Below are 23,643 nucleotides of genomic sequence, written 5' to 3' on the forward strand. Positions count from 1 at the left end.
CTCCTCACGGACTCCAGGTAGAGACTTCTGACGGGTCGAGGTACTCGTCCAGGCGGACCAGGCGGGCCGAGGCGTCCAGGTAGCCGACCACGCAGACCGCGACGTCCCGGACGGTGCCGTCGGCGCGGTGGAAGCGGACGGTGTGCTGTTCGCAGAAGCCGTCGGCCCCGACGATCCGCCGTGTGTCGCGGTACTCCCAGCGCCCCAGGCGTTCGCGCAGCCTCCGCAGGTCGGGCAGCGCGTCCCGCAGCAGCCGCGCGGGCCGGCCGCCGCTCTGCCAGACCACCGCGTCGGGGGCGGCCACGGCGAGCATCGCCTCCCACTCGCCCGCGGCCGCGTGCCGGAAGAACGCGTCCGCGCACGCCGAGACCCGGTCGGCGGGCAGGGCGACGCGCTGCGGGCCGTGGGCCCGCGGGGCGCTCACGGGCGCTCCAGGACGACGGAGCAGTTCTGCCCGCCGAATCCGAAGGCGTTGACCTGCACGCGGTCGAAGTCGCCGACGGCCGGGGAGCCCACCACGACGGAGAAGTCCGCGCCCTCCTCCACCTGGCTGGTAGTGGGGATGTGGGGCAGGCGCCCGGTGGCCATGGCGTGCAGGGCGACCAGCACGCCCATGGCCCCGGAGGCGGCGCCGGTGTGGCCGACGTTGCCCTTGACCGAGGTGACGTGCAGCGAGTCGCCGCGGCGTCCGAACACCTCGTTGATCGCGGTGATCTCCACGCTGTCGCCCTTGGGGGTGCTGGTCGCGTGGGCCACCACGGCCCTGATGTCGTCGGGGCCCAGGTCCGCGTGCCGCTGGGCCCGGCGCATGGCCTCCGCCTCCCAGCGGCCCGAGGGGTCGGGGGAGGAGGGGTGGTAGCCGTCGGAGAGGGAGGCGTATCCGCGCAGCAGGCCGTAGACGCGGGCACCCCGGGCGCGGGCCCGGTCGGCGCGCTCCAGCACCACCACCGCGGCGCCCTCGCCCTCGACCAGGCCGCTCCTGCGCCGGTCGAACGGCATCGTCGCCAGCGCCGGGTCGCTGACCACCCCGGACATGCCGTAGGCGGTCTGGGAGTGGTACAGCACCTCGCTGAGGCCGCGTTCGGTGCCTCCGGCGATGACCACGTCGGCCCGGCCGGACTCGATCATCTCCGCGGCGGTGCCGATCGCGTCGAGTCCCGAGGCGCACGCGGTGGAGACGGTGAGCAGGGGGCCGTGCAGGCGCCAGCGCAGGGCGATCTGCCCGGCCGCCATGTTGGGCCAGGCCTGGATGTTGAGTTTGCGGGGCACGGCCTGGGGGCCCTTGGTGTCCAGCAGCCGCTGGGCCTCCACCAGGGAGCCGGCCCCGGCCATCGTGGTGCCGATGACCACGCCGGTCCTCTCCGGTTCCAGGTCCGCGCCGTGGTCCTGCACCGCCTGTGCCGCCGCGGCCAGGGCGTACTGGGCGAAGAGGTCGGTTCCGGACCGGACCCGCTCGTCGATCCAGCGGGCCGGGTCGAAGGAGGCGACGGGCGAGATCCAGGCGTGGCGTCCCGAGGGCGGGTCCGCCCAGGGAGCGGGTTCGACGACCCAGCGCCCGGTGTCCAGGCCCTCGGTGAAGGAGTCGAACCCCGAACCCAGGGCGGAGATGACACCGACACCGGTGATGGCGACTTGCTCCATTGACGCGCTCCCCTCGTGCGTGACGTCGGTGGGCCTGTGCCGCGGCTGGAACCTAACAGAAGTTGACGTCAGATTCAACTTGTCTTAGCGTGGGAGCCCGGCCGGCGGGTCCCCGGTCCGCGCCGGCCGCCAGCCCTTCGGACATCGCAGACAGGTGGATGAACAGTGTCCGGCCCCCTAGTGCTCTCTTCCCGCAGCGGCCCCGTGCTGCTGCTCGAACTCAACCGCCCCCACCGGCTCAACGCCATGACCAGGCCCATGGTCCGGGAGCTCGTGGACCACCTCTCCGCGGCCGCCGCGGACCCCCAGGTGCGCTGCGTCGTCCTCACCGGAGCCGGACGGGGCTTCTGCGCGGGCGGCGACCTCGCCGACATCGCCGACGTCGACGCCCGCGTCGACGTCAACGCCGAGGTCGCCGAACTGCGCGAACTGCACCGCAGCAGCCAACTCATGCACGAGATGCCCAAACCGGTCATCGCGGCGGTCAACGGCCCCTGCGCGGGCGCCGGACTGGCCTGGGCCTGCGCGGCCGACCTCCGCATCGCCGCGCACAGCGCCGTGTTCCGCACCTCCTTCGTCAGCGCCGGACTGACCGGCGACTTCGGCGGAACCTGGACCCTGCCGCGCATCGTGGGCCCCGCCCGGGCCCGCGAGCTGTACCTGCTCAACCGGAAGGTGGGCGCGCGCGAGGCACTGGACATCGGCCTGGTCAACACCGTCGTCGCCGACGAGGAGCTGCGCAGCAGCGCCCTGCGGACGGCGCAGGAACTCGCTGCGCTGCCCCCGCTGGCGGTCGCCGGCATCAAACAGAACCTCAACCACGCGCTGACCAGCGATTTCAACTCCGCACTCGACCTGGAGGCACTGCGCCAGGTGACGACCTCGACCTCCGCCGACTGCGGCGAAGCGGCACGGGCGTTCCTGGAACGGCGCCCCCCGCAGTTCACCGGCCGCTGAGCCGAGCAGCCCGGGCCGCCGCACCGCACCCCGCGGCCGCCCCGAGCCCGCACCACCCCCACCCCGTCCCCGCGGCCCCTGGTACGGGGACCCCACACAGCAGGAGGAACACCGTGTCGACGAAGACGATCGGTTCCGCTCTCACCGCCGCGGCCGTGCTCTGCTCGGTGGCCGCGTGCTCCGCCGAGGCCCCCGCAGCAGGGGACTGCGTGGTCCGGATCGGCTCCATCTTCAGCCAGACCGGAGCGGCCTCGGTCTTCGGCGTGGACGGCGAACGCGCCATCGCGCTGGCGGTCGAGGACGTCAACGCCGAAGGATTCGAGGTCGACGGCCGGCAGTGCACCGTCGAGTACCGGGCCGAGGACCTCGCCAGCGACCCCACCAACGCCGCCGCCCTCGCCCAGGACCTCATCAACGGGTTCGGGGCGCACTACATCTTCGGCCCCGACATGGCCGCGGCCGTCCCCCCGGTGGCCACCGCGGTGCAGCGCTCCGGCACCACGATGCTGCTGTCGGTGTCGACCGGGATGGACGACTACACCGGGCAGGGCGAGCCGTTCTTCCGGCTGTCCCCGCCCGACGGGGCGATGGTCAGCGAAGGCTACATCCCCGCGGTGGCCGCGGAGCTGGACGGCGTCGAGAGCATTGCCGTGCTGATGAACGACGACGAGACGGGCCGCCAGCTCGCCCCGGTCTACGCCGAGGCCTTCGCCGAGGTCGGCATCGAGACGGTGCGGACCGAGTACTACGACCCCGGCTCGACGAACTTCTCCCCGATCGTGCGGCGCATCGACCGCGACTCCGTGGACGCCCTCTTCATCGGCTACAACAACGACGGCTCCGCCGCCGCGATCATGGACGCCGCCCTGGAGGCGGGACTCCCCGGCACCTTCATCACCCGCGGCATCTCCGCCCAGCCCGGCGTCGACCGCGCCGACCAGCTGGACGCCTACACCTGGCTCATCCTCGGCGCCGACCCGCTGTACCCGGCCGACGAGGCGCAGAGCGCGTTCGTGGAGCGGTTCACCGAGCACTTCGGCATCGAGGCCGAACGCATGACCTACTTCCCCTTCGTCCACTACGACTACGTGGGGATGCTGGTCCGGGCGATGCAGGAGGCCGGGACGACCACCGACGTGGAGAAGGTCTCCGAGGCGCTGCGCGGAGCGGCCTACGAGGGCGTCGTCCAGCTCTCCTTCGACGACGACGGCATCAACACCAGCCCCATGGCGGCGGGATTCCTGCGGGACGGGGCCAGCGAGGTCGTCCTGTTCGGCGGCAACTGACCCCCGGAAGAGAAAGGAGACCACACGGTGGACTACACCCTCGCCGACCTCGTCGCGATGAGCGCCCGCTCCCGCCCCGACCACATCGCCGCGGTGGAACTGGGCGACCCGGACCGCACCTTCACCTACCGCCAGCTCTGGCAGCGCGTCGGCGACCTGGCCGACGCGCTGCGGCACACCCCCGCCGGACCGCACGGCCCGATGGTCGCGACCCTGCTGCCCAACAGCCTCGACGCCCTGGCCAGCTACCTGGCCTGCCAGGTCGCCGGGGTCGGGGCGGTCCCGGTCAACACCCGGCTCGCCGACCAGGAGATCGCCCACATCCTCACCGACTCCGGGGCGGGAGCCGTCCTGGCCGCCGGGGAGTGCCTGGCCACCGCCCGGCGGGTGGCCGGCGGCACCGAGGTCATCGACGCCGCCGCCATCCAGCCCAGCGGACGGTTCCGCGACCTCACGGCCGACGCCTCCCGGGGCCGGCGGACCGCCGTGGTGTTCTACACCTCCGGCACCACCGGACTGCCCAAGGGAGCGGCCTTCCACAACGACTCCTGGGTGGTCAACACCATGCGCTGGGGCTGGCAGCTGGGGGTCCGCGCCGACGAGGTGATGCTCGTGCCCGGCCCGCTGTTCCACATGTCCTACTCCAGCTTCGCCCTGGCCACCTGGCTCATGGGCGGCCAGGTGCGGATCATGCCGAACTTCTCGGCGGAACGCGCCTGCGACGAGTTCGCCACCTCGGCCACCTTCGCCTTCCTGGTCCCCTCGATGACCCTCATGCTCCTGGAGGAGTGGAAGCGCCGCGGCAGGAAACCGCTGACCGCGATGCGGTCGATGATGACCTCGGGGGCGGCCGTCTCCCCCGACCTGCTCGCCGAGGCCTTCGAGATGTTCCCCAACGCCGAGATCCAGGAGGTCTACGGCTGGACCGAGGCGGGGTTCGCCACCCGGGAGGCCAAACGCCCCGACACCGTGGCCGACGGCACGGTCGGCCACGCCACGGTCGGCTCGGACGTGGCCGTGTTCGACGAGGCGGGCCGCCCCTGCGCCCCGGGGGAGCGCGGCGAGATCGCCGTCCGCACGCTCTGCTGCTCCGCGGGCTACCTGAACCCGGCCACCGCGGGAACGACGCGCCGCGGGGAGTGGGTCCTGTCCGGGGACATCGGCTACGTCACCGAGGACGGGCGGCTGCGCGTGGTCGACCGCAAGCACGGGATGATCATCAGCGGCGGCGAGAACGTCTACGCCGCCGAGGTGGAGCAGGTGGTGCTGCGCCACCCCGCCGTCCGCGAGTGCGTGGTCGTCGGACAACCGGACGAACGCTGGGGCGAGGCCGTCGTCGCCGTGGCGGTCCTGCACCCCGGCAAGACGCTGGACTCCGCGCAGCTGCGCGCCTTCTGCAAGCAGCACCTCGCCGACTACAAGTCCCCCCGGCGCCTGGTGGTCGTCGACGAACTGCCCCGCAACTCCATGGGCAAACTGCAGCGCTTCCTGGTCCGCGACATGGTGGTGGGCAGCCGTGAGTGACCTCCTCCTCACCCTGCTGGTGGGGGTGATGCAGGCCGGGCTCTACGCCCTGGTGGGGCTCGGCCTGACCCTGACCTTCGGGGTCACCCACATCCTGAACTTCGCCCACGGGGAGTTCGTGACCGTGGGAGCCTTCGCCCTCGTCACCCTCACCGCGGCGCTGTCGGCCCCCGTGGCCGTGCCGCTGGCGCTGCTGCTCACCGTGGTGGTGGCGGCGCTGGTGTACCTGGTCGGGTTCCGCTTCACGATCGGCAACCACCTGCAGGGGCTGGCCTTCTCCCTGGGCCTGATGCTGTTCGCCGAGAACCTGTTCGTCGAGATGTTCTCCACCACCCCGCGCACGGGCCCGCGCATCGAGGGCACCTTCGCGCTCTTCGGCGGAGAGCAGGTCGCCTGGTCGCGGGTGCTCGTCATCGCGGTGAGCGTGCTGATCGTGGCGGCCGTGGCGGTCCTGCTCAAACGGAGCTGGGTGGGGCTGGCGCTGCGGGCGTGCGGCGAGGACCGCTTCGCCGCCGCCACCCTGGGCCTGTCGGCCAGGCGCGTGGGGCTCTACGCCTTCGTCGTCGCCGGACTGCTGGCGGGGACCGCGGGCATGTGCATCGCCTCGGTCGCTCCGGTGACCCCGCTGACCGGAGCCGACTACCTGCTGACCGGGTTCGTGGTGGCGATCATCGGGGGACTCGGCTCCGCAGAGGGGGTCCTGGTGGCCTCCCTGATGCTCGGCCTGGTGGAGGCGCTGTCGGCCCGCTACATCGACCCCAGCCTGACCAGTGTCTACGCCTTCGGTCTGATGGTCGTCGTGCTGCTGGTCGCGCCCCAGGGGTTGTTCAACCGCAAGGAGGTGCGGGCCGGATGACCAGAACCGCGCTGCTGCACTCCCTGGCCGCGGTCGCGGCGGGGGCGGTGCTGGTGGTCATGGCGTTCACCGTGCCCGACAGCCGGGTGCTGCTGCTGAACACCTTCCTGGCCTACGGGGTGCTGGTCCTCAGCCTCGACCTGATGGTGGGCGACCTCAACCTGCTCCCCGCCGGGCACGCCGCGTTCTTCGGCGCGGGCGCCTACTGCGCGGTGGTGCTCAACCAGCACGTCGGCTGGCCGCTGCCGCTCGCCGGAGCCGTCGCCGTCCTCGGCGCGGCGGTCGCGGCGGCCCTCGTCGGGCTGCCGATGGTCGGACGCACCGCGGGCATGTCCTTCGCCATCGCCACCTTCGCCGTGGGCGAGCTCATGGTCCAGATCGTGCACAAGTCGCCGGAGCTGCTCGGCGGCACGCAGGGGCTGACCGTGTCCTGGGGGGTGGGCGAGGAGATGCCGTTCGGATTCAGCATCTACCGGTACTTCTCCCTGTGGCTGGTGGCCGCCTTCGTCGTGGCGCTGCTCGTGGTGGTCTGGATCCGCAACTCCCACCTGGGACTGCGCCTCACCGCGATCCGCGACGACGAGAGCGGAGCGCGGGGCCTGGGGCTCAACCCCACGTTCTACAAGACGCTGGTCTTCGCGGTGGCCTCGGCCCTGGCGGCGTTCGCCGGCGTGCTGTGGGCGCCCATGGTCGGCTTCATCGGACCGGAGTCCATGGGGGTGAGCCAGTCGATCTTCCTGCTGAGCCTGCTGATCGTGGGCGGGACCCGGTCGCTGTGGGGCGCGCTGTCGGGGGTCGCCTTCCTCATGGTGCTGCCCATGTACCTGGACCTGGCGCCGGCCGTGCGCATCGCCCTGGTGGGCGGGGCGCTCGCGGTGATCGCCCTGGTCGAACCGAAGGGCATCGTCGGCCTGGTGTCGCGGGTGCCGCTGTTCAGAAGGAGGACGGCGTGAACACCACTGCGCTGCTCGACCTGCGCGGGATCTCGGTGACCGTGGGCGGTGTGCACATCCTGACCGACGTGGACCTGCGCGTGCACGCCGACGAGGTCGTGGGCGTCATCGGCCCCAACGGAGCGGGCAAGACGACCCTGTTCAACACCGTGACCGGGTTTGTGCGCCCCACGGCCGGGGAGGTCGCCTGGCTCGGTGAACCGATCACCCGGCTGCCCGCGCACCGCATCGCCCGCAAGGGACTGGTGCGCACGTTCCAGAACGTCGGCGGATTCGCCGACCTCACCGTCGAACGCAACCTCCTGCTGGCCGCCGGGAGGCACGCCCCGGACGTCGTGCGCGAGGTCCGCGACCTGCTGGAGCTGCACCCCTGCTGGGAGATGCGGGTCGGGGACTGCTCCCTGGCCACCCGCAAGCTCGTGGGGATCGCGGTGGCGGTGGTGCGCCGCCCCCGGCTGCTGCTGTTGGACGAGCCGCTGGCGGGCCTGGACAGCACCGACCGCGACCACGTGGTGCAGATGATCCGCAAGGTGCACTCCGAGGGGGTCGCGATCTGCCTCATCGAACACGACATCGCCCGCACCAGGCAGCTCGTCGACCGGCTGGTCGTCCTGGACACCGGACGCAAGGTCGCCGACGGGGAGCCGGACGAGGTGCTCGGCCGGCCGGAGCTGGCCGAGACGTACCTGGCCTGACCGGCTGCCGGTGCAGCGAAGCGAGTCATCCGACATCTTCCCCAAGGACGCGAGGCCGCTCATGTCACAACAACTAGCCGTCCGGAACCTGTGCGTGCGCTACGGTGCCGCCATCGCGCTGCACGGGGTGTCGTTCGACGTCGCGACCGGGGAGTGCGTCGCGGTCGTGGGAGCCAACGGGGCGGGCAAGAGCACGCTGGGCAAGGCCATCGCCCGGCTGGTGCCCGCCACGGGCGAGGTCCGCTACGGAGGCCGGGAGCTTCCGCGTGATGCCGTGCGCGCGGGAGTCGTCTACGTCCCCGAGGGACGCATGGTGTTTCCGCAGATGACGGTTGAGGACAACCTCAGGGTGGGAGCCTTTGCCGTCCGGCGGGCGTTCGACTGGCGGGAGCGCCGGGACGTCGTCTTCGAACGCATGCCGCGGCTCGCCGAGCGGGCGCGGGTGCGGGCCGGTCTGCTCAGCGGTGGCGAGCAGCAGCTGCTGGCGATCGCCCGGGCGCTCATGGCCAGGCCCTCGCTGCTGGTCCTGGACGAGCCGTCCTTGGGCCTGTCCCCGGCCGCGGTCAGGTCGGTGAGCGAGTTCCTCGCCGAACTGGGACGGGAGTTCTCGGTCACCACCATCGTGCTGGAGCAGAACACGGCCTTCGCGGCGCGGATCGCCGACCGCGGCGTCCTGCTGCGGCTGGGGGAGGTCGTGGAGTCGCGGCTGTCGAAGGAGGAGTTGGCCGACCCCCGGCGCCTGCAGCAGAAGGCCGACGGACAGCCGTGACGTCCGCGGCAACGGTGCCGGCTGCCCGGGCCGGAACCGGCCCGGGGCCGGACGTGCGTCCTGGCGGGGCGAGGGGGCCGTCGACGGCCCGGCGGTCAGGTCCGCTTCATGCGCAGCGCGTTGGCCCACAGCAGGGACAGCTGCTCGACAGCCTGCTCGAACTCGAAGTCCTCCTTCTTGGAGAACCAGGTGTCGGCGAACTTGTGGACCATTCCGGTGAGCGCCCGGGCCGCGTACCGTGCGTCGATGTCCGGATCGGCCAGCCCGTCCCGCTGGAGCTGCTCGATTTTGCGTCGCGCACGCAGGATGAACGCGTCCTCTCCCTGCTTCAGTTTCTCCGCGGCCTCTTTGTTGTATTTGGCGAGTTCCTCCCAGATGGCAATGATGCGGCCGTAGTCGCGGTAGATCTCCAGATAATCCCGATTGCTCTTCTTCAACCGTTCGAAGGAGTCGATTTTGATCTTCTCGGAGTTCGGACTCGACGGGAAGAGCAGTTCGGAGAGGAAACCGTCGACGAGGGCGAGGAAGATGGTCTCCTTGGAGCCGAAGTACGTGTAGAAGGTGCCGTGGGCCACCCCGGCGGTATCGGCGATGTCGGTGATCCGGGCGTTGTGGAAACCGTCCCGTTCGAACACTTTCTGGGCCGCCTCCAGCAGTGCCTTTCGGGTGCGCCGGGCACGCGGGGTCAGCGCCGACTCGGGGGCACCCTGCTGGTTTTTGGGGGTGGCCTCGGTGTTCTTGGGCATTGTCGCTCCTTGCGTTCGCCGGGGTGTCCGCGGTGTCGGGGACAGTCTATTTCATGCTTGAAGTTGACATCGATATCACATATCGGGCCGGGGCGCCTCCGGCCCGGTACGCCGAGGAGGCGAAGCGAGTGACCTACCAAACAATCCTCTTTGACCAACGCGGAAGAGTGGGATGGATCACTCTCAACCGGCCCGAGGTGCTGAACGCGTACAACGCCGAGATGTGCGCCGAACTGGTCGACGCGTTCCGAAAATACCAGCGCGACGACGGGATGCGGGCCCTGGTTCTCACCGGCGCGGGCAGGGCGTTCTGCGCCGGCGGGGACGTGCGCAGCGCCAAGGAGGCCGAGGAGGGGGCGACCCGGCAGCTCGGCCACGGCATGGTGATGCGGGAGGGCATGCACGCGGTGAACCGGGCGCTGTACGCCCTGGACAAGCCGGTCATCGCCCTGGTCAACGGCCCGGCGGTGGCCGGGGGGCTCGTCCTGGCGCTGCTGTGCGACTTCCGCATCGCGGCCCGAAGCGCCCGCCTCGGGGACACCAGCGGGCGGGTGGGGCTGCTGCCCGACGAGGGAGGGGCCTGGGTCTTCCCCCGGGTCATGGGGGTGGACGCGGCCCTGCGCATGACCCTGCTCAACGAGGTCTACGGGGCGGCGCGCGCCCGGGAGCTGGGGCTGGTCACCGAGGTCGTCGCCGACGACGACCTGCACCGGCGCGGCGCGGAACTGGCCGAGGAGTTGGCGCGGCGCGCGCCCCTGGCCGTCCGCCTCGCCAAGCGGATGGTGCGCAGGGCGCAGAGCCTCACCTTCGACCAGGCGCTGGGCGACGCCGAGTTCGCGGTCGACATCGTCAACGACAGCCAGGACGTCCAGGAGGGGGTGCGGGCGTTCGTGGAGAAGCGCCGGCCCTCCTTCGGGGGACGCTAGCGGGAGGAGGACCATGCCCGGGATTCGACTCGACGGCTGCGGCACGATCGTGACCGGTGCGGGCGGCGGCATCGGCGCCGCGCTGGCCCGCAGGCTCGCGGCCGAGGGCGCGCTGGTGGTGGTCAACGACGTCGACCGCGAGGCGGCCGAGGGCGTCGCCGAGGAGGTCGGCGGTATCGCGGTGGCGGGCGACGCCGCCGACGGGGCCGTCGTCGACCGGTTGGTGACCACCGCCGAGCGGCACTTCGGCGCGGTGGACCTGTTCTGCGCCAACGCCGGGGTCGCGCCGATGGGCGGACCGGAGCAGGACGACGCGGTGTGGGAGACGGCCTGGCGGGTCAACGTGCTGGCCCACGTGCACGCGGCCCGGCGGCTGCTGCCCGCCTGGCTGGAGCGGGGCCGCGGCCACCTGCTCGCGACGGTGTCGGCGGCCGGGCTGCTGACGATGCTGGGGTCGGCGCCGTACTCGGTGACCAAGCACGCCAGTCTCGGGTTCGCCGAGTGGCTCTCGGCCACCTACGGGTCCCGGGGCATCACCGTCCAGGCGCTGTGCCCCCAGGGAGTGGCCACGGACATGCTGGCGGCCACGGGCAGGGCCGGACAGGTCATCCTGGAGCCGGGCGCCCTCACCCCGGAACAGGTCGCCGAGGCCGCCGTCGCGGGGCTCGCCGACGGGCGCTTCCTGATCCTGCCGCACCCGGAGGTGGCCGACTACTACCTCGCCCGGGCGAGCGACACCGACCGCTGGCTCGCCGGCATGCGCAGGCTCCAGGACCGGATTCTGCCCCCCGCCGAAGCGCCGCCGCACCACTCTCAGGAGACTCGTACGGTGAGCTGATATACCTGCTCATCATTAGAAGCATTTTGTCCAGTGAGGAGAACACCGAACCATGAGCTCCCCCGAACGGATCGTTGTGGTCGACGGTGCGCGCACACCGATCGGCAGCTTCGGCGGCGCGTTCAAGGACGTGCCCGCCCACGAACTCGGCGCGACCGCCGCCCGGGCCGCCCTGGAGCGGGCCGCGGTGGAGGGCTCCGACATCGACGAAGTGGTCATGGGCTGCATCGGCCAGGTCGGCCCGGACGCCTACAACGCCCGGCGCGTCGCCATCGCCGCGGGCCTGCCGGAGAACACCCCCGCCTACACCGTCAACCGGCTGTGCGGCAGCGGACTGCAGGCTGTCTGGTCGGCGGCGATGCAGATCCGCTGGGGGGCGGCCGACATCGCGCTGGCCGGCGGCGACGAGAACATGAGCCGGATGCCGTTCTACGACTTCGGCGCCCGCTCCGGCTACCGGCTCGGCGACCGCACGCTCGTCGACGGCACCGTGGCCATGCTCACCGACCCGTTCTCCAACGTGCACATGGGCCGCACCGCCGAGGCGGTGGCCCGCAAGTACGGGGTCAGCCGCGCCGAGCAGGACGAGTTCGCCCTGGAGTCGCAGCGCCGCGCCGCCACCGAGGCGGCCCGCGCGGCCTTCGCCGAGGAGATCACCCCGGTGGAGGTCGGCGGCCGCCGGCCGGTCGTGGTGGACACCGACGAGCACCCCCGTCCCGACACCACCCTGGAGGGCCTGGCCAAGCTGCGTCCGGCCTTCGAGAAGGAGGGGACGGTCACCGCGGGCAACGCCTCGGGCATCAACGACGGTGCGGCCGCGCTGGTCCTGGCCCGCGAGTCCGTCGCCGCCGAACGCGGCCTGAAGGGACTGGTCGTCCTGGAGGCCGTGGCGACCGCGGCGATGGACCCGCAGCTGATGGGCTACGCCCCCGTCCTGGCGCTGCGCAACCTGTTCGAGCGGACCGGCACCACCCCGGCCGACATCGACGTGGTCGAGCTGAACGAGGCCTTCGCCGCCCAGGCCGTCGCCGTCATCCGCGACGCCGGTCTGGACCCGGCCAGGACCAACCCCTACGGCGGGGCGATCGCGCTGGGCCACCCGGTCGGCGCCACCGGAGCGATCCTGACCCTCCGCGTGGCCCGCGACCTGGTCCGCCGCGACCTCGAACTCGGCGTGGTCACCATGTGCATCGGCGGTGGGCAGGCACTGGCCGCCCTGCTGCGCCGGATCTGACCCCGCTCGGGTGCGGTGTCCGTGCGCTCCCCGCGCGGACACCGCACCCCGGTTGCGGCCGGGACGCCGGACGGGTGTGGCCGCGGTGGTGGCCGCAGGGCACGGACAGCAGAGCAGAAGAGAGGAGAGCCGGTGGACACCGGGGTGAACACGGCGGAGAGGAACACCGGCGGCCGGGGCGGGGCCACCGCCCGGGAGGTGGCCTTCCCGTGCGGGGACGTGGTGCTGCGCGGCGACCGGTGGTCGGGCGCGGGCGGCGCCGGGTCCCTGCTGTTCCTGCACGGCGGCGGGCAGACCCGGCACTCCTGGGGTGCGGCCGCCCGCCTGCTGGCGGCCGACGGCTGGGACTGCACCACCCTGGACCTGCGTGGTCACGGCGACAGCGACTGGGCGCCCGACGGCGACTACCGGCTCGCCCGGTTCGTGGCGGACATCCGCCACGTGGTGTCCCGGGCGCCGGACCGGCCGGTCATCGTGGGGGCGTCCCTGGGCGGGTTGACCGCGCTGCTGCTGGAGGGGCACCACCGTGTGGCGCGCGCCCTGGTCCTGGTCGACATCGTGCCGCGCCCCCGCCCCGACGGCAGACGGCGCATCCACGAGTTCATGGCCCGCCACCTCGACGGCTTCGCCTCCCTGGAGGAGGTCGCCGACGCCGTGGCGGCGTACAACCGGCGGCCGCGCCGCCGCAACCTGGACGGGCTGCGCAAGAACGTCCGGCAGCACGCGAACGGGCGGTGGTACTGGCACTGGGACCCCGCCATCATGACGCTGGCGTCGGGTTCCCGGCTGCCGGACCCAGACGAGGTCCTGCGCGCCGCGCGCCGCATCGACGTCCCCGTGCTCCTGATCCGCGGGGGACGGTCCGACGTCGTCGACCACGACGGGGCGGCCGAACTGCTGGAGGTGGTCGGCAAGGCGCGGATCGTCGAGGTGGCGGAGGCGGGGCACATGGTCGCCGGGGACGACAACGACGTCTTCGTCGACGCGGTCCGCGCCTTCCTCGCCGAGTTGCGCGACTGACCGGGAGGCCGGCGGCCGGGGACGGTCGGCCCCCGGCCGCCACGACCCTGCGGAGGGTCCGCAGGCGGACAGGGCCTCGTAGTCGGCGGCCCCGTTGCTGCGGACGTGCTCCCGGGCCGCGTGGAGCGCGGCCCACAGCATCTGCAGCACCCACGCGGCGGGCACTGTCGGCCACTCCGGTCCCGCCGTGAACCGCGGCCCGTGGCGGGCCGGCGGAGGGCTGCCGGCCTCCGACGTGCGGTACCGGCAGCTCGTCGAGGCGCTGCGCCTCGCCGAGCAGGTCGCCGCGGGCTGCGTCCGGGGCCGGATGGGGCGGGCGGCATCATGGGCGGCATGGAGATCTGGATCAACCCGGCCTGTTCCAAGTGCCGTTCGGCGCTGTCGCTGCTGGACGCCGAGGGCGCGCACTACACGGTGCGCCGCTACCTGGAGGACCCGCCCACCGCGGCCGAACTGCGGGAGGTCCTGGACCGGCTCGGGCTGGAACCGTGGGACATCACCCGCACCGGGGAGCAGCGGGCCCGGGAGCTGGGCATGGCCGACTGGCCGCGCGAGGCTGCCCAGCGCGACCGGTGGATCGAGGCGCTGGCCGCCCATCCGGTGCTCATCCAGCGGCCCATCATCACCGCCGAGGACCGGGCGGTGGTGGGCCGCACCGACGAGGCGGTCCGCCGGATGCTGGACGGGCGGGACGGATAATTCGGTCGCCGCCGTGGGGCGGGCCCGGTAGGGTGCACCGACGCGGAATCCGGAGCGTGAGGAGCCCACCGTGTCGCAGACGCTGCGCAGGCGCTGGCAGGAGACGAGGGAGGCGTTCGAGCGGGGCTGGTACGAGGTCGCCGGCCGCCGCGTCGACCTGTCCGCCCACCTGGCACGGATGCGCGCGGGCACCCGGCTGCACCTGCCCGGGGAGTTCGACGGGTGGCGGGCCGGCACGGTGGGCGACACGCGTGTGGAGGTCACCGGCGAGACCACCCTGCAGGCCCTGCTCCGCCTGGCCGGCGAGGGCGGCGACCAGGCGGCCGCGCTGAACTTCGCCTCGGCCCGCAACCCCGGCGGGGGCGTGGCCAACGGCGCCCGGGCCCAGGAGGAGAGCCTGGCCCGCGCCAGCGCCCTGTACGACAGCCTGGTGCGCTGCCCCGACTACTACGAGTACCACCGCCGGCAGCGCACCCTGCTCTACAGCGACCGTCTCGTCTACTCCCCGCACGTGCCGGTGTACCGCCGCGACGACGGCTCCTGGCTGCCCGAACCGGTCGCGGCGGCGTTCCTCACCGCGGCCGCCCCCAACCGGCGCATGACCGAACGCAACCGCCCCCACGAGGCCGCGCTCATCCCCGAGACCCTGCGGCGCCGCGCCCGCGCGGTCCTGGCCGCCGCCGCGCACCACGGGCACCGGCGGCTCGTGCTCGGCGCGTGGGGCTGCGGGGTCTTCGGCAACCGTCCCGACGAGGTCGCCGAAGCCTTCCGCACCCACCTCGCCGGTGGTTTCGCGGGCGTGTTCGACCACGTGGTCTTCGCGGTCCTGGACCGGGACGGCACGACCAGGCAGGCCTTCGAGCCGCTGGCCGGATGAATCCGGCCAGCGGCTCCCCACGGTCCCGGAGAGGCGGAAGAGGCGATCCCGCCCTGGCGGGTGCCCTGGACGCGGAGGCCTTCCGCGCCCCCACCCCCTCCGGTGGGCACCCCACCGTCCGTGAGGCGGTGCTCGCCGAGGCTTTCGCCCGAAGCGGCCTGTTTTCCCGGGGCGGCCACCGGGACACGGCCCTGGCGGAACTTCGCTGTGCGTCCCGAGGCCCGCAGCGGGTTCCTCCCACCCACATGACCTGCGTCTTCCCTGGGGAAGAGGTCTTGAGCGCCGCCGCCCGCCGCTTCGCTTGCCGTTCTGGCAAAAAATCTTGTCACCCGGGTGGGGGTGGCGCCGATGATGGGGGCGAACCGGCCCCCTCTCCCACAGGGGAGGGTCCACGCGAACGGAAGGCGCACACCATGAGCACACCCACCCGAGCCGAGACCGCTGCCGCTCACGGGAAGCGGCACTGGGAGGTCGTGGTCGTCGGAGGAGGAGCCGCCGGGCTCGGCGCGGCGCTCGTCCTGGCCCGGGCCCGCCGCTCGGTCCTGGTCGTCGACTCCGGACAGCCGCGCAACACCCCCGCCGACGGGGTCCACGGCTACCTCGGCCGTGAGGGCACCTCCCCGCGGGACCTGCTGGCCATCGGCCGCGCCGAGGTGACCGGCTACGGCGGCGAGGTCGTGGCGGGCGAGGTCGCCGCGGCGCAACGCCTGGACGACGGGCGTTTCCGCCTGCTCCTCGCCGACGGATCGACCGTGACGGCGCAGCGGCTGCTGGTGACCACGGGTCTGGTCGACGAACTGCCGCCGGTGCCGGGACTGCAGCAGCGGTGGGGACGCGACGTGCTGCACTGCCCCTACTGCCACGGCTGGGAGGTGCGCGACCGGGCGGTCGGCGTCCTGGCGACCGGACCGCTCGCGGTCCACCAGGCGCTGCTGTGGCGGCAGTGGAGCGGCGACATCACCCTCCTGCAGCACACCGCCCCCGACTTCCCGGCGGGGGAGCAGGAGCGGCTCGCCGCCCGGGGAATCCGCGTGGTGCCGGGAGAGGTGGTGGGCCTGGAGGTGGACGCGGACCGCCTCACCGGGGTGCGGCTCGCCGACGGCACGGCCGTTGCGGTGCAGGCCCTGGCGGTGGCCACACGCATGGTCGCCCGCGCGGGTCTCCTCACCGGCCTCGGTCTGGCGACGACTCCCCAGGAGGTGGACGGACACGTGATCGGGGAGTACCTCGCCACCGACGCCACCGGACGGACCGAGGTGCCCGGAGTGTGGGCGGCGGGCAACGTCACCGCCCTGAACGAGCAGGTCATCGGGGCTGCGGCCGCGGGAGCGCGGGCCGCGGCGATGATCAACGCCGACCTGGTGGAAGAAGAGGTCCGCCGCGCGGTGGACGCCCGCGGGGCCGCCGCCTGAGCCTGCGGGGCGGGGCCGTCACAGGTCCACGCTCTGGCCGGGACGCAGCCGGCGGATGTCGGCGCCCAGGCGTTGCGCCTCGGCGGCGAGCACCCCGTCGAAGATCGCCAGCCCCTGCTCGTTGAGCAGGCCGTCGTGGACCGGGAAGGCGCGGCGCGGCGCCGCCCGGCGCAGGTAGGCGACCAGGTCGGCCACGGTCGCCCACGGGGCCTGGAGGGCGGGCAGCACGGTGGGCGCGTCCACCACGGTCCACGCGTCGCCGGGGTGGAAGACCTCGCCGTCGACGAGGAAGCCGACGTTGTCGACGGGCAGTGCGTCCGGCAGGGTCCTCTGGTGGTGTTCTCCGGCGACGGCGACGTCGAAACCGGCGGCCGTGAACGTCTCGCCGTCGCGCACCACGTGCACCCTCTCGCCCAGGCCGGCCAGGCGGCGGGCCGCGCCCGGGCAGGTGTGGACCGTCAGGTCCGGGTCGGCGGCCAGGGCCGCGCGCAGCCGGTCGGGGTCGAGGTGGTCGGCGTGCTCGTGGGTGACGAGCACGGCCTCGACCCCGGCCAGCGCGTCGTCCTGCGGTGTCAGGACGCCGGGGTCGATGACCAGGGCGCGGCCGTTCTTCTCCAGGCGGACGCAGGCGTGTCCCAGTTTGGTGAGTTTCATGCCGCCATTCTCCCGGTGGCCGTGCGGGGCGGGCGCGGTTGCCGCCGGGGTCAGTCCCCGACGGCCTCCAGCAGCCCTTGCACGTCGATCTTGCGCATGCCGAGCATGGCGCGGGTGGCGCGCACCGCCCGGTCCGGGTCGGGGTCGTTGAGCAGCTCGGTGAGCCGGCGGGGAATGATCTGCCAGGACAGGCCGAAGCGGTCCTTCAGCCAGCCGCACTGCGACTCCTGGCCGCCGTCGGTGAGCTTGGCCCACAACTCGTCGACCTCCCGCTGGTCCGCGCAGTCCACGTGCAGGGAGACGGCCTCGGTGAACGTGAACTCGGGGCCGCCGTTGAGGGCCATGAACCGCTGTCCGGCCAGTTCGAAGAGGACGAGCATGACCTGGCCGGCCCGGTCGGGCATCGCCTCGTTGTAGTACTGGACCTCCACGATCCGGGAGTTGCCGAACAGGGAGGTGTAGAAGTTCGCGGCCTGCTCGGCCTGGTCGTCGAACCACAGGCAGGTGGTGATCTTCTGCACGGCGGATCCTTTCTGGAGTGGGTCCGGTCCTTGGGGAAGTGACAGAAAACCGGTGCGCAAAACCTGACCGGAAAGGCCGGTCGCGTGCCGTGGAAGAAAACGGGCACGGCACCGGGGGCGGCGTCCCCTAGTCGGGGCGGCTTCGGGAGGGGGACGGGATGACCAGGTACGCGGCGCTGCTGCGCGCGGTCAACGTGGCAGGACGCCGGATGCGGATGGCTGATCTGCGGGCGCTGCTGTCGGGGCTCGGCTACGGCGCCGCGGCCACCCTGCTGCAGAGCGGCAACGCGGTCTTCACCGCACCCGAGCAGCCGGAAGAGCACGTCGCCGCGGACATCGAGCGGCGTGTCGCCGCGGAGTTCGGCCTGCGCGTCACCGTCGTGGTGCGCACCGCCGCCGACCTGGCCCGGACGGTGGACGCCCTGCCCTTCCCGGAGCGCGATCCGGCCCGGTGCGCGGTGGTGTTCCCGGCCGGGCCGCTCGACCGGGAACGGCTCGCGTCCGTGCGGCCCGAGGCTTTCGCCCCCGAGGAACTGGCGGTGGGGCAGCGGGAGCTCTACCTGTACCTTCCCGACGGTCTGGGCCGCGCCAGGCTTCCCCGGCTGCTGGAGCGGCGGCTGGCGGTCGCGTGCACGGTCCGCAACTGGTCCACCACTGTCCGGCTGCGTCGTCTCGCCGAGGAGGGGTGACCCGCTTCCGGACGGGGTGGAATCCGGGGCCGGTTCCTCCCGTCCGGAAGCGCCCGCCCCGCGGAGCCGTCGGGGCCGTGGGTGCTTCCTTCGGGGACCGGACGGTGGGGCCCCGGCCGTTCTGCTGCCGCGGTCGGCCGAAGGGGAACCGACAACGCGGGAGTCCGCTGTCCGGCTGTCGGCGTGGGGGCCGCGGCCGCCGCACCGGGGCGCGGTGTCCTCTGCTTCTTGTCCTGCGGTGTTCTCGTGGACCGGTGCGGACGGGGCGGGGGCCGGGGCCGGGCGGAGGGGTGGCTAGGCTGCCGGTGCACGCGATGTCGGGGAAGGGAGAACCGTTGTCCGCGCACGCCTCGCCGCGCCGGGTGGTGGTCTACGGGCTGGGCGGGACGATCGCCATGACCTCCGACAACGGCCGGGGGGTGGTTCCGGCGTTGTCGGCCGCGCAACTGGTCGAGGCGGTGCCCGGATGGGCCGATGCCGGGATCGAGGTGGAGGTGGTGGACTTCCGTCGGCTGCCGAGCGCCTCGCTGGGGTTCGACGACCTGCTCGCCCTGGCCGCCGAGATCCGCGGGCGGCTGGCCCGGGGCGGGGTGGACGGGGTGGTGGTGACCCAGGGCACCGACACGCTTGAGGAGGCCGCCTACCTGCTCGACCTGTTCCACACCGCCGCGGAGCCGGTGGTGGTGACCGGCGCGATGCGCAACCCCGCCCTCGCCGGTGCCGACGGCCCCGCCAACCTGCTGGCCGCGGTGCGCACCGCGGCCCACCCGGCCAGCCGCGGCCGGGGCGTGCTGGTGGTGCTGGCCGACCAGATCCACGCCGCGGGCCGGGTCCGCAAGACCCACACCAGCGGGGTGTGCGCGTTCACCTCCCCCGACAGCGGACCGCTCGGCCTGGTCGCCGAGGGGGACCCCTGGTTCCTCTCCGGTCCCACCGTCCGCTTCACCCTCGACCCGGCCGCGGTGCGCGCCCGGCCGCGCGTGCCCCTGGTGACCGTGGCCCTCGGGGACGACGGGGTGCTGCTGCACGGTCTGGCCGGACGCGCCGACGGCCTGGTCGTGGCCGGTGCGGGCGGCGGGCACGTCCCCCGCGACCTGGTCGCCCCCCTGGGTGAGTTGGCGGGGAGCATGCCGGTGGTGCTGGCCTCCCGCACCGGTGCGGGGCCGGTGCTGCGGGCCACCTACGCCTACCCCGGGTCAGAGCGCGACCTGTTGGAGCGCGGACTGGTCGGTGCGGGCCTCCTGGATCCGCTCAAGGCCCGGGTCCTGCTGTGGGCGCTGCTGGCCTGCGGCGGTGACCGCGACGCCGTCGTCTCGGCGTTCGGGCGTGCGGGCGGGGCCGTCCACGGCTGAATCCGCGTCCCGGGCTCCGGACGAGACGGGGCGCGGGGATTTCTGCCTGCGACGGGGTGACGGTACTCCGCTGTCGGACACGGCATCGAAGGAAATGTTTTTCCTCTGTTTTTCGACATTGTCTAGAATGCGGGAAAATGCTGTTTCCTGCATGAGGAAACAGGCTCTGATCAGCTCTTTTTTGGATTTTCCCGACATTGTGAGAATGGGGGCGGCGATCTGTCGCGAATCCGCGACGAGGGGGCGCGAGTCGGTTGACATTCCCTTTCTGAATTGTGACGATCTGTAAGTCCAAAGGCTGTCGAATGATCGGAGAATGTCATGGCCGAACTGCCCGGGCTCATCATCGTCCTGGTCGCCGACGAGGTCGTCCACCTGGAGGGGTGGCGGCTGGAGCTCATCGAGGGCGACCTCGACTGAGCGTGCGGACCGTCGCCGAGGCTCCTTGACCCGCTCGGGGAGCCTCGGCTGTTTCCCGACCCGAGAACAACCGGAGAAGCATGACAGAACAGACAGCGCGGTCCGGCATCGCCCACCCGGCCGCCCGCCGCCAGGACGTCGTCGACGAGCTGCACGGGCACGCCGTGGCCGACCCCTACCGGTGGCTGGAGGACGGGGAGTCGGCCGAGTGCCGGGCGTGGCTGGCCGCGCAGGAGCGGATGTTCGCCGAGCACGCCGCCCAGTGGCGGGACCGGGAGGCGTTCGCGTCCCTGCTGCGGGAGCTGGCCGGTGCGGGGGGAGCGGCCGTTCCGGTGCTGTCGGTGCCGGTGGTGCGCGGCGACCGGCGCTTCCTGCTGCGGCGCGCTCCCGGACAGCAGTTGCCCGTGCTGGTGGTCGCCGAAGGCGACCAGGCGGAGCGGACCCTGCTGGACCCGGTGGCGCTGGACGCCTCGGCCACGACCACCCTGGACGCCTGGCGGCCCTCGTGGAACGGTGAACTGGTGGCCTGCCAGCTTTCCCGGCGCGGCAGCGAGCGTCCCGTCCTGCGGGTGCTGGAGGTCGCCACCGGCCGCTTCGTCGACGGCCCGGTGCGGCCGGGGCGGGTCACCCCGGTGGCGTGGCTGGGCGACGACTCCGGTTTCTACTACGTGGACACCCCCGCCGGGGGCAGGCGGCTGCGGCTGCACCGGATCGGGCAGCCGGAGTGCGCCGACACGGTGGTGCACACCGTGGAGTGGCCGCAGTTGTCGGTCGCGACCAGCCCCGGGGGCCGGTGGGTGATGGTGAGCGCCGCTGCGGGGGCCACGTCCGGCAACCTGCTGTGGCTGGGGGAGCACCGCGCGGACGGGCTCGCGCTGCGCAGGGTCCACGACGGTACCGGCGACGGCAGTCGGGCGGTGCTGAAGTTCGGCCCCGGGGAGCGGATCTACGCGGTCACCGACGCCGGCGCCCCCTTCGGGCGGTTGTGCGCGGTCGACCCGGCCGCCCCCGACTCCGGGCACTGGCACACCCTGGTCGCCTCCGAGGCGCCCGCGGTGCTCACCGACTGCGTGGTGCTGCGCGACCCCGCCGGCGCGGGCGTGCGGCTGCTGGTCGGCTACTCCCGGCACGGCGTGGGCGACCTCGTGCTGCACGACGCGCAGGGGAACCGGCTGGGCCACGTGCCGCTGCCGGGGGCCGGAACGGTGCTGCGGCTGTCGGCCCCGCCCACCGGGGCCGCGGAGGCGTGGTTCAGCTACACCGACTTCGTGACCCCGCCGACCGTGTACCGCTTCCGGCTGGGCAGGGGGGTGGAGGCGGCCGGGAGGCCCGCGACCGGGGCGGGGCCGCGGCCGCGGGTACGGCAGGTCACCTACGCCTCGCACGACGGCACGCCGGTGCGGATGCACCTGGTGGGGCTTCCCGCCGACGGTGCGGGACCGCGGCCCACCCTGCTGACCGCCTACGGCGGTTTCGGCGCCTCCAGCGTTCCCGGCTATTCGCCGGCGGCACTGGCCTGGGTACGCGCGGGCGGACTGTACGCGGTCGCGCACGTGCGCGGCGGCGGGGAGGAGGGGACCGGCTGGCACGCCGCGGGCAGGGGACGGGCCAAACCGAACGCGATCGCCGACCTCGGCGCCGCAGCCCGGTGGCTGGTCGCGCGCGGGTGGACCAGCCCCGACCGGTTGGCGCTGCGGGGCGCCTCGCACAGCGGGCTGCTGGTGGCCGCCGCACTGGTCCGCGACCCCGGACTGTACGCGGCGGCGGTCTGCTCCGACGCGGTGACCGACATGGTCCGCTACCCGCTGTTCGGGGTGGGGCGCCTGTGGACCGAGGAGTTCGGCACGGCGGAGGACCCGGAGGAGTTGGAGGTGCTGCTGGGCTACTCGCCCTACCACCGTGTCCGGCCCGGCACCCCCTATCCTGCGGTGCTGCTGACCTGCGCCCGCACCGATCCGCGGGTGGACTCGCTGCACACCCGCAAGATGGCCGCGGCCCTGCAGCACGCCACCTGTTCGCCGCATCCGGTGCTGCTGCGCTGCGAGGCCGACGTGGGCCACGGTGCGCGTTCGGTGTCGCGGTGGGTCGAGTTGCAGGCCGACATCCTCGCGTTCTGCGCCGCCCACACCGGGTTGGCGGAGGTCTGCGCCGATCGCGGTTCCCTCCGTCGGGGCGCGTCCGCGGTGGGGTGAGCCGGGGCGCGCGGGCGGTCCTGGTCGGGCGTGGTCGCGGAGGCGGGTTTCTGCGTCCGCGTGCCGGTCGGGGCGGGGCTCAGGTGCCGGTGCCGTCGTGTGCGGGGGCGGGGGCGGCGCAGGGGGTGTGCAGCCGGGTCCACAGGGCCACGGCGAGCAGGGCCAGGCCGGCCAGGGCCAGGACCGGTTGCAGCGGGGCGAAGTAGGTGAGGGCTCCTGAGGCGCCGAGGGCGGCCAGGACGAGTTTGTTGCAGACGGGGCAGCCGATCGCCAGCCAGGCCAGTACACCGCCGCTCAGTCCGCGTCTTCTGCCGGGGGTGCAGGTTTCGGGGCGGTGCGGTCCGGTGTAGGTGGCCAGCAGCAGTCCGCCCAGAACGGCCGTGGCCGCCCAGACGGGGTAGGACCACCAGGTCGGTTCGATCTCGCGGGTGAACAGGCTGTTGGGGAGGAGCACGGTCGGGACTCCCAGGATCAGCAGGAGGGCGAGCGTGCCTGCGGCCGCGGTGGTCCATTGGCGGGGTGTCCACTGTCGCATGGTGGTGGTCCTTGTCGTCGGGGCCGGGAGAACCCCCGGATTCTATGCAGCATAGAGGGTCCTCTATGCTGCATAGAAGATTCTCTGGTGTCTCGTGACTGGACCGACCATGACCCAACCCTCTCCGCGGGAAACCGCCTCCCGCCGGCCGCTGATCTTCGTCCTCGTCCTGGTGCTCGCCGCGATCGGGGGAATCCTGCTGGGCCTGGGACGCGACAACGGCGCGGCCGTTCAGGACAGCACGCCGGCGCCTCCCGGCGGCGCCAGTGAGCAGATACGTGAACTGGGGGAGGCACTGGCCCGCCGCGACCCCGCGGACCCGACCGCCCTGGGCCAGGCCGACGCACCGGTGGTGCTGGTCGCCTACTCCGACTACCAGTGCCCCTTCTGCGGCCGCTGGGTCGAACAGACCCAGCCCGAACTGGTCGAACGCTACGTGGAGCAGGGGGTGCTGCGCATCGAGTGGCGCGAGTTCCCCTACCTGGGCGAGGCGTCGTGGCAGTTGGCCGTGGGCGCGCGGGCGGCCGCCGAACAGGACCTGTTCTGGGCCTTCCACGAACGGGTCTACCGGGAACGGGAGAACCTCGACGGGGCAGGGGAGGACCTGCGGGACCGCATGGTGGAGTTGGCGGTGGAGGTGGGGGCGGACCCCGAACGGTTCGCCGCCGACCTGGACCGCGAGGACCTGTCCGCCGCGGTGGAGGCGGACTTCGCCGAAGGGCAGTCCCTCGGGGTGAGCGGCACCCCCGCCTTCCTGGTCAACGGCGCCCCCGTCATGGGAGCCCAACCCCTGGAGGTGTTCACCTCCGCCGTGGAGGCCGCACTCGCCGAGGCCGGGGAGTGAACG

General features: G+C 73.0%; 24 protein-coding genes. 18 read left to right on the forward strand and 6 right to left on the reverse strand.

The features are described from left to right. Positions 1-4: 4 nt before the first annotated feature. On the reverse strand, positions 5-424 hold the full coding sequence (locus tag FOF52_RS05615) for a nuclear transport factor 2-like protein (RefSeq protein WP_248592770.1): 420 nt from the start codon (positions 422-424) through the stop codon (positions 5-7). Continuing rightward, positions 421-1,641: a beta-ketoacyl-[acyl-carrier-protein] synthase family protein gene (locus tag FOF52_RS05620; protein ID WP_248592771.1), complete on the reverse strand. Its 1,221-nt coding sequence runs from the start codon at positions 1,639-1,641 to the stop codon at positions 421-423. Before FOF52_RS05620 ends, FOF52_RS05615 begins: the two co-directional genes overlap by 4 nt. A 165-nt stretch (positions 1,642-1,806) precedes the next feature. Here FOF52_RS05620 and FOF52_RS05625 point away from each other — a divergent pair, with 165 nt between their 5' ends. From FOF52_RS05625 to FOF52_RS05655, 7 genes are all read left to right on the forward strand, one after another. Continuing rightward, positions 1,807-2,598 carry an enoyl-CoA hydratase/isomerase family protein gene (locus tag FOF52_RS05625; RefSeq protein ID WP_248592772.1) on the forward strand — a complete coding sequence of 264 codons (792 nt, stop codon included), beginning with the start codon at positions 1,807-1,809 and terminating at the stop codon, positions 2,596-2,598. 113 nt (positions 2,599-2,711) lie between these two features. Next, on the forward strand, positions 2,712-3,884 hold the full coding sequence (locus tag FOF52_RS05630; RefSeq protein ID WP_248592773.1) for an ABC transporter substrate-binding protein: 1,173 nt from the start codon (positions 2,712-2,714) through the stop codon (positions 3,882-3,884). A 27-nt stretch (positions 3,885-3,911) separates the two neighbouring features. Continuing rightward, positions 3,912-5,408 carry a class I adenylate-forming enzyme family protein gene (locus tag FOF52_RS05635; protein WP_248592774.1) on the forward strand — a complete coding sequence of 499 codons (1,497 nt, stop codon included), beginning with the start codon at positions 3,912-3,914 and terminating at the stop codon, positions 5,406-5,408. Next, positions 5,401-6,264 (forward strand): branched-chain amino acid ABC transporter permease, encoded by an 864-nt coding sequence (locus tag FOF52_RS05640; protein WP_248592775.1) that lies wholly within the window; start codon positions 5,401-5,403, stop codon positions 6,262-6,264. Before FOF52_RS05635 ends, FOF52_RS05640 begins: the two co-directional genes overlap by 8 nt. Further along, positions 6,261-7,217 carry a branched-chain amino acid ABC transporter permease gene (locus tag FOF52_RS05645; RefSeq protein ID WP_248592776.1) on the forward strand — a complete coding sequence of 319 codons (957 nt, stop codon included), beginning with the start codon at positions 6,261-6,263 and terminating at the stop codon, positions 7,215-7,217. The genes FOF52_RS05640 and FOF52_RS05645 overlap by 4 nt, the downstream gene beginning before the upstream one ends. Then, positions 7,214-7,912: an ABC transporter ATP-binding protein gene (locus tag FOF52_RS05650; protein ID WP_248592777.1), complete on the forward strand. Its 699-nt coding sequence runs from the start codon at positions 7,214-7,216 to the stop codon at positions 7,910-7,912. The genes FOF52_RS05645 and FOF52_RS05650 overlap by 4 nt, the downstream gene beginning before the upstream one ends. A 61-nt stretch (positions 7,913-7,973) precedes the next feature. Next, positions 7,974-8,681, forward strand: coding sequence for an ABC transporter ATP-binding protein (locus FOF52_RS05655; protein ID WP_248592778.1), 708 nt, complete (start codon positions 7,974-7,976; stop codon positions 8,679-8,681). A gap of 95 nt (positions 8,682-8,776) precedes the next feature. On the opposite strand, the gene FOF52_RS05660 is transcribed toward FOF52_RS05655, so the two are convergent. Further along, positions 8,777-9,427 (reverse strand): TetR/AcrR family transcriptional regulator, encoded by a 651-nt coding sequence (locus FOF52_RS05660; RefSeq protein WP_248592779.1) that lies wholly within the window; start codon positions 9,425-9,427, stop codon positions 8,777-8,779. Between the two features lie 167 nt (positions 9,428-9,594). On the opposite strand from FOF52_RS05660, the gene FOF52_RS05665 reads away from it, so the two are divergent. The 7 genes from FOF52_RS05665 to FOF52_RS05695 all read left to right on the forward strand — a co-directional run bounded on the left by FOF52_RS05665 (position 9,595) and on the right by FOF52_RS05695 (position 16,433). Then, the gene (locus tag FOF52_RS05665; protein ID WP_248592780.1) at positions 9,595-10,353 is read left to right on the forward strand and encodes an enoyl-CoA hydratase/isomerase family protein; all 759 of its coding nucleotides are present in this window, start codon (positions 9,595-9,597) and stop codon (positions 10,351-10,353) included. Between the two features lie 13 nt (positions 10,354-10,366). Continuing rightward, positions 10,367-11,191 carry an SDR family oxidoreductase gene (locus tag FOF52_RS05670; RefSeq protein ID WP_248592781.1) on the forward strand — a complete coding sequence of 275 codons (825 nt, stop codon included), beginning with the start codon at positions 10,367-10,369 and terminating at the stop codon, positions 11,189-11,191. A 52-nt stretch (positions 11,192-11,243) separates the two neighbouring features. Next, entirely contained in the window at positions 11,244-12,425 is a 1,182-nt protein-coding gene (locus tag FOF52_RS05675; RefSeq protein ID WP_248592782.1) for a thiolase family protein, read from the forward strand. A gap of 132 nt (positions 12,426-12,557) precedes the next feature. Then, positions 12,558-13,445: an alpha/beta fold hydrolase gene (locus FOF52_RS05680; RefSeq protein WP_248592783.1), complete on the forward strand. Its 888-nt coding sequence runs from the start codon at positions 12,558-12,560 to the stop codon at positions 13,443-13,445. 333 nt (positions 13,446-13,778) lie between these two features. After that, positions 13,779-14,144, forward strand: a complete 366-nt coding sequence (locus FOF52_RS05685) for an arsenate reductase family protein (RefSeq protein ID WP_248592784.1) — start codon at positions 13,779-13,781, stop codon at positions 14,142-14,144. Between the two features lie 70 nt (positions 14,145-14,214). Next, positions 14,215-15,021, forward strand: coding sequence for a TIGR02452 family protein (locus FOF52_RS05690; protein ID WP_248592785.1), 807 nt, complete (start codon positions 14,215-14,217; stop codon positions 15,019-15,021). Between the two features lie 413 nt (positions 15,022-15,434). Next, the gene (locus tag FOF52_RS05695) at positions 15,435-16,433 is read left to right on the forward strand and encodes an NAD(P)/FAD-dependent oxidoreductase (protein WP_248592786.1); all 999 of its coding nucleotides are present in this window, start codon (positions 15,435-15,437) and stop codon (positions 16,431-16,433) included. A gap of 18 nt (positions 16,434-16,451) precedes the next feature. Here FOF52_RS05695 and FOF52_RS05700 read toward each other — a convergent pair whose 3' ends face one another. Next, the gene (locus FOF52_RS05700; protein ID WP_248592787.1) at positions 16,452-17,087 is read right to left on the reverse strand and encodes an MBL fold metallo-hydrolase; all 636 of its coding nucleotides are present in this window, start codon (positions 17,085-17,087) and stop codon (positions 16,452-16,454) included. A gap of 50 nt (positions 17,088-17,137) precedes the next feature. After that, positions 17,138-17,608, reverse strand: a complete 471-nt coding sequence (locus FOF52_RS05705) for a VOC family protein (protein WP_248592788.1) — start codon at positions 17,606-17,608, stop codon at positions 17,138-17,140. 158 nt (positions 17,609-17,766) lie between these two features. On the opposite strand from FOF52_RS05705, the gene FOF52_RS05710 reads away from it, so the two are divergent. The 3 genes from FOF52_RS05710 to FOF52_RS05720 all read left to right on the forward strand — a co-directional run bounded on the left by FOF52_RS05710 (position 17,767) and on the right by FOF52_RS05720 (position 22,261). Continuing rightward, positions 17,767-18,297, forward strand: a complete 531-nt coding sequence (locus FOF52_RS05710) for a DUF1697 domain-containing protein (RefSeq protein ID WP_248592789.1) — start codon at positions 17,767-17,769, stop codon at positions 18,295-18,297. Positions 18,298-18,632: 335 nt separating this feature from the next. Then, the gene (locus FOF52_RS05715; RefSeq protein WP_248592790.1) at positions 18,633-19,649 is read left to right on the forward strand and encodes an asparaginase; all 1,017 of its coding nucleotides are present in this window, start codon (positions 18,633-18,635) and stop codon (positions 19,647-19,649) included. Positions 19,650-20,149: 500 nt separating this feature from the next. Further along, positions 20,150-22,261 (forward strand): prolyl oligopeptidase family serine peptidase, encoded by a 2,112-nt coding sequence (locus tag FOF52_RS05720; protein ID WP_248592791.1) that lies wholly within the window; start codon positions 20,150-20,152, stop codon positions 22,259-22,261. 79 nt (positions 22,262-22,340) lie between these two features. Here FOF52_RS05720 and FOF52_RS05725 read toward each other — a convergent pair whose 3' ends face one another. Continuing rightward, the gene (locus tag FOF52_RS05725) at positions 22,341-22,796 is read right to left on the reverse strand and encodes a hypothetical protein (protein WP_248592792.1); all 456 of its coding nucleotides are present in this window, start codon (positions 22,794-22,796) and stop codon (positions 22,341-22,343) included. Between the two features lie 109 nt (positions 22,797-22,905). Here FOF52_RS05725 and FOF52_RS05730 point away from each other — a divergent pair, with 109 nt between their 5' ends. Then, positions 22,906-23,640, forward strand: coding sequence for a DsbA family protein (locus tag FOF52_RS05730; RefSeq protein ID WP_248592793.1), 735 nt, complete (start codon positions 22,906-22,908; stop codon positions 23,638-23,640). The last annotated feature ends 3 nt before the right edge of the window (positions 23,641-23,643 follow it).

This window comes from Thermobifida alba, from assembly GCF_023208015.1.
GTDB lineage: Bacteria > Actinomycetota > Actinomycetes > Streptosporangiales > Streptosporangiaceae > Thermobifida > Thermobifida alba.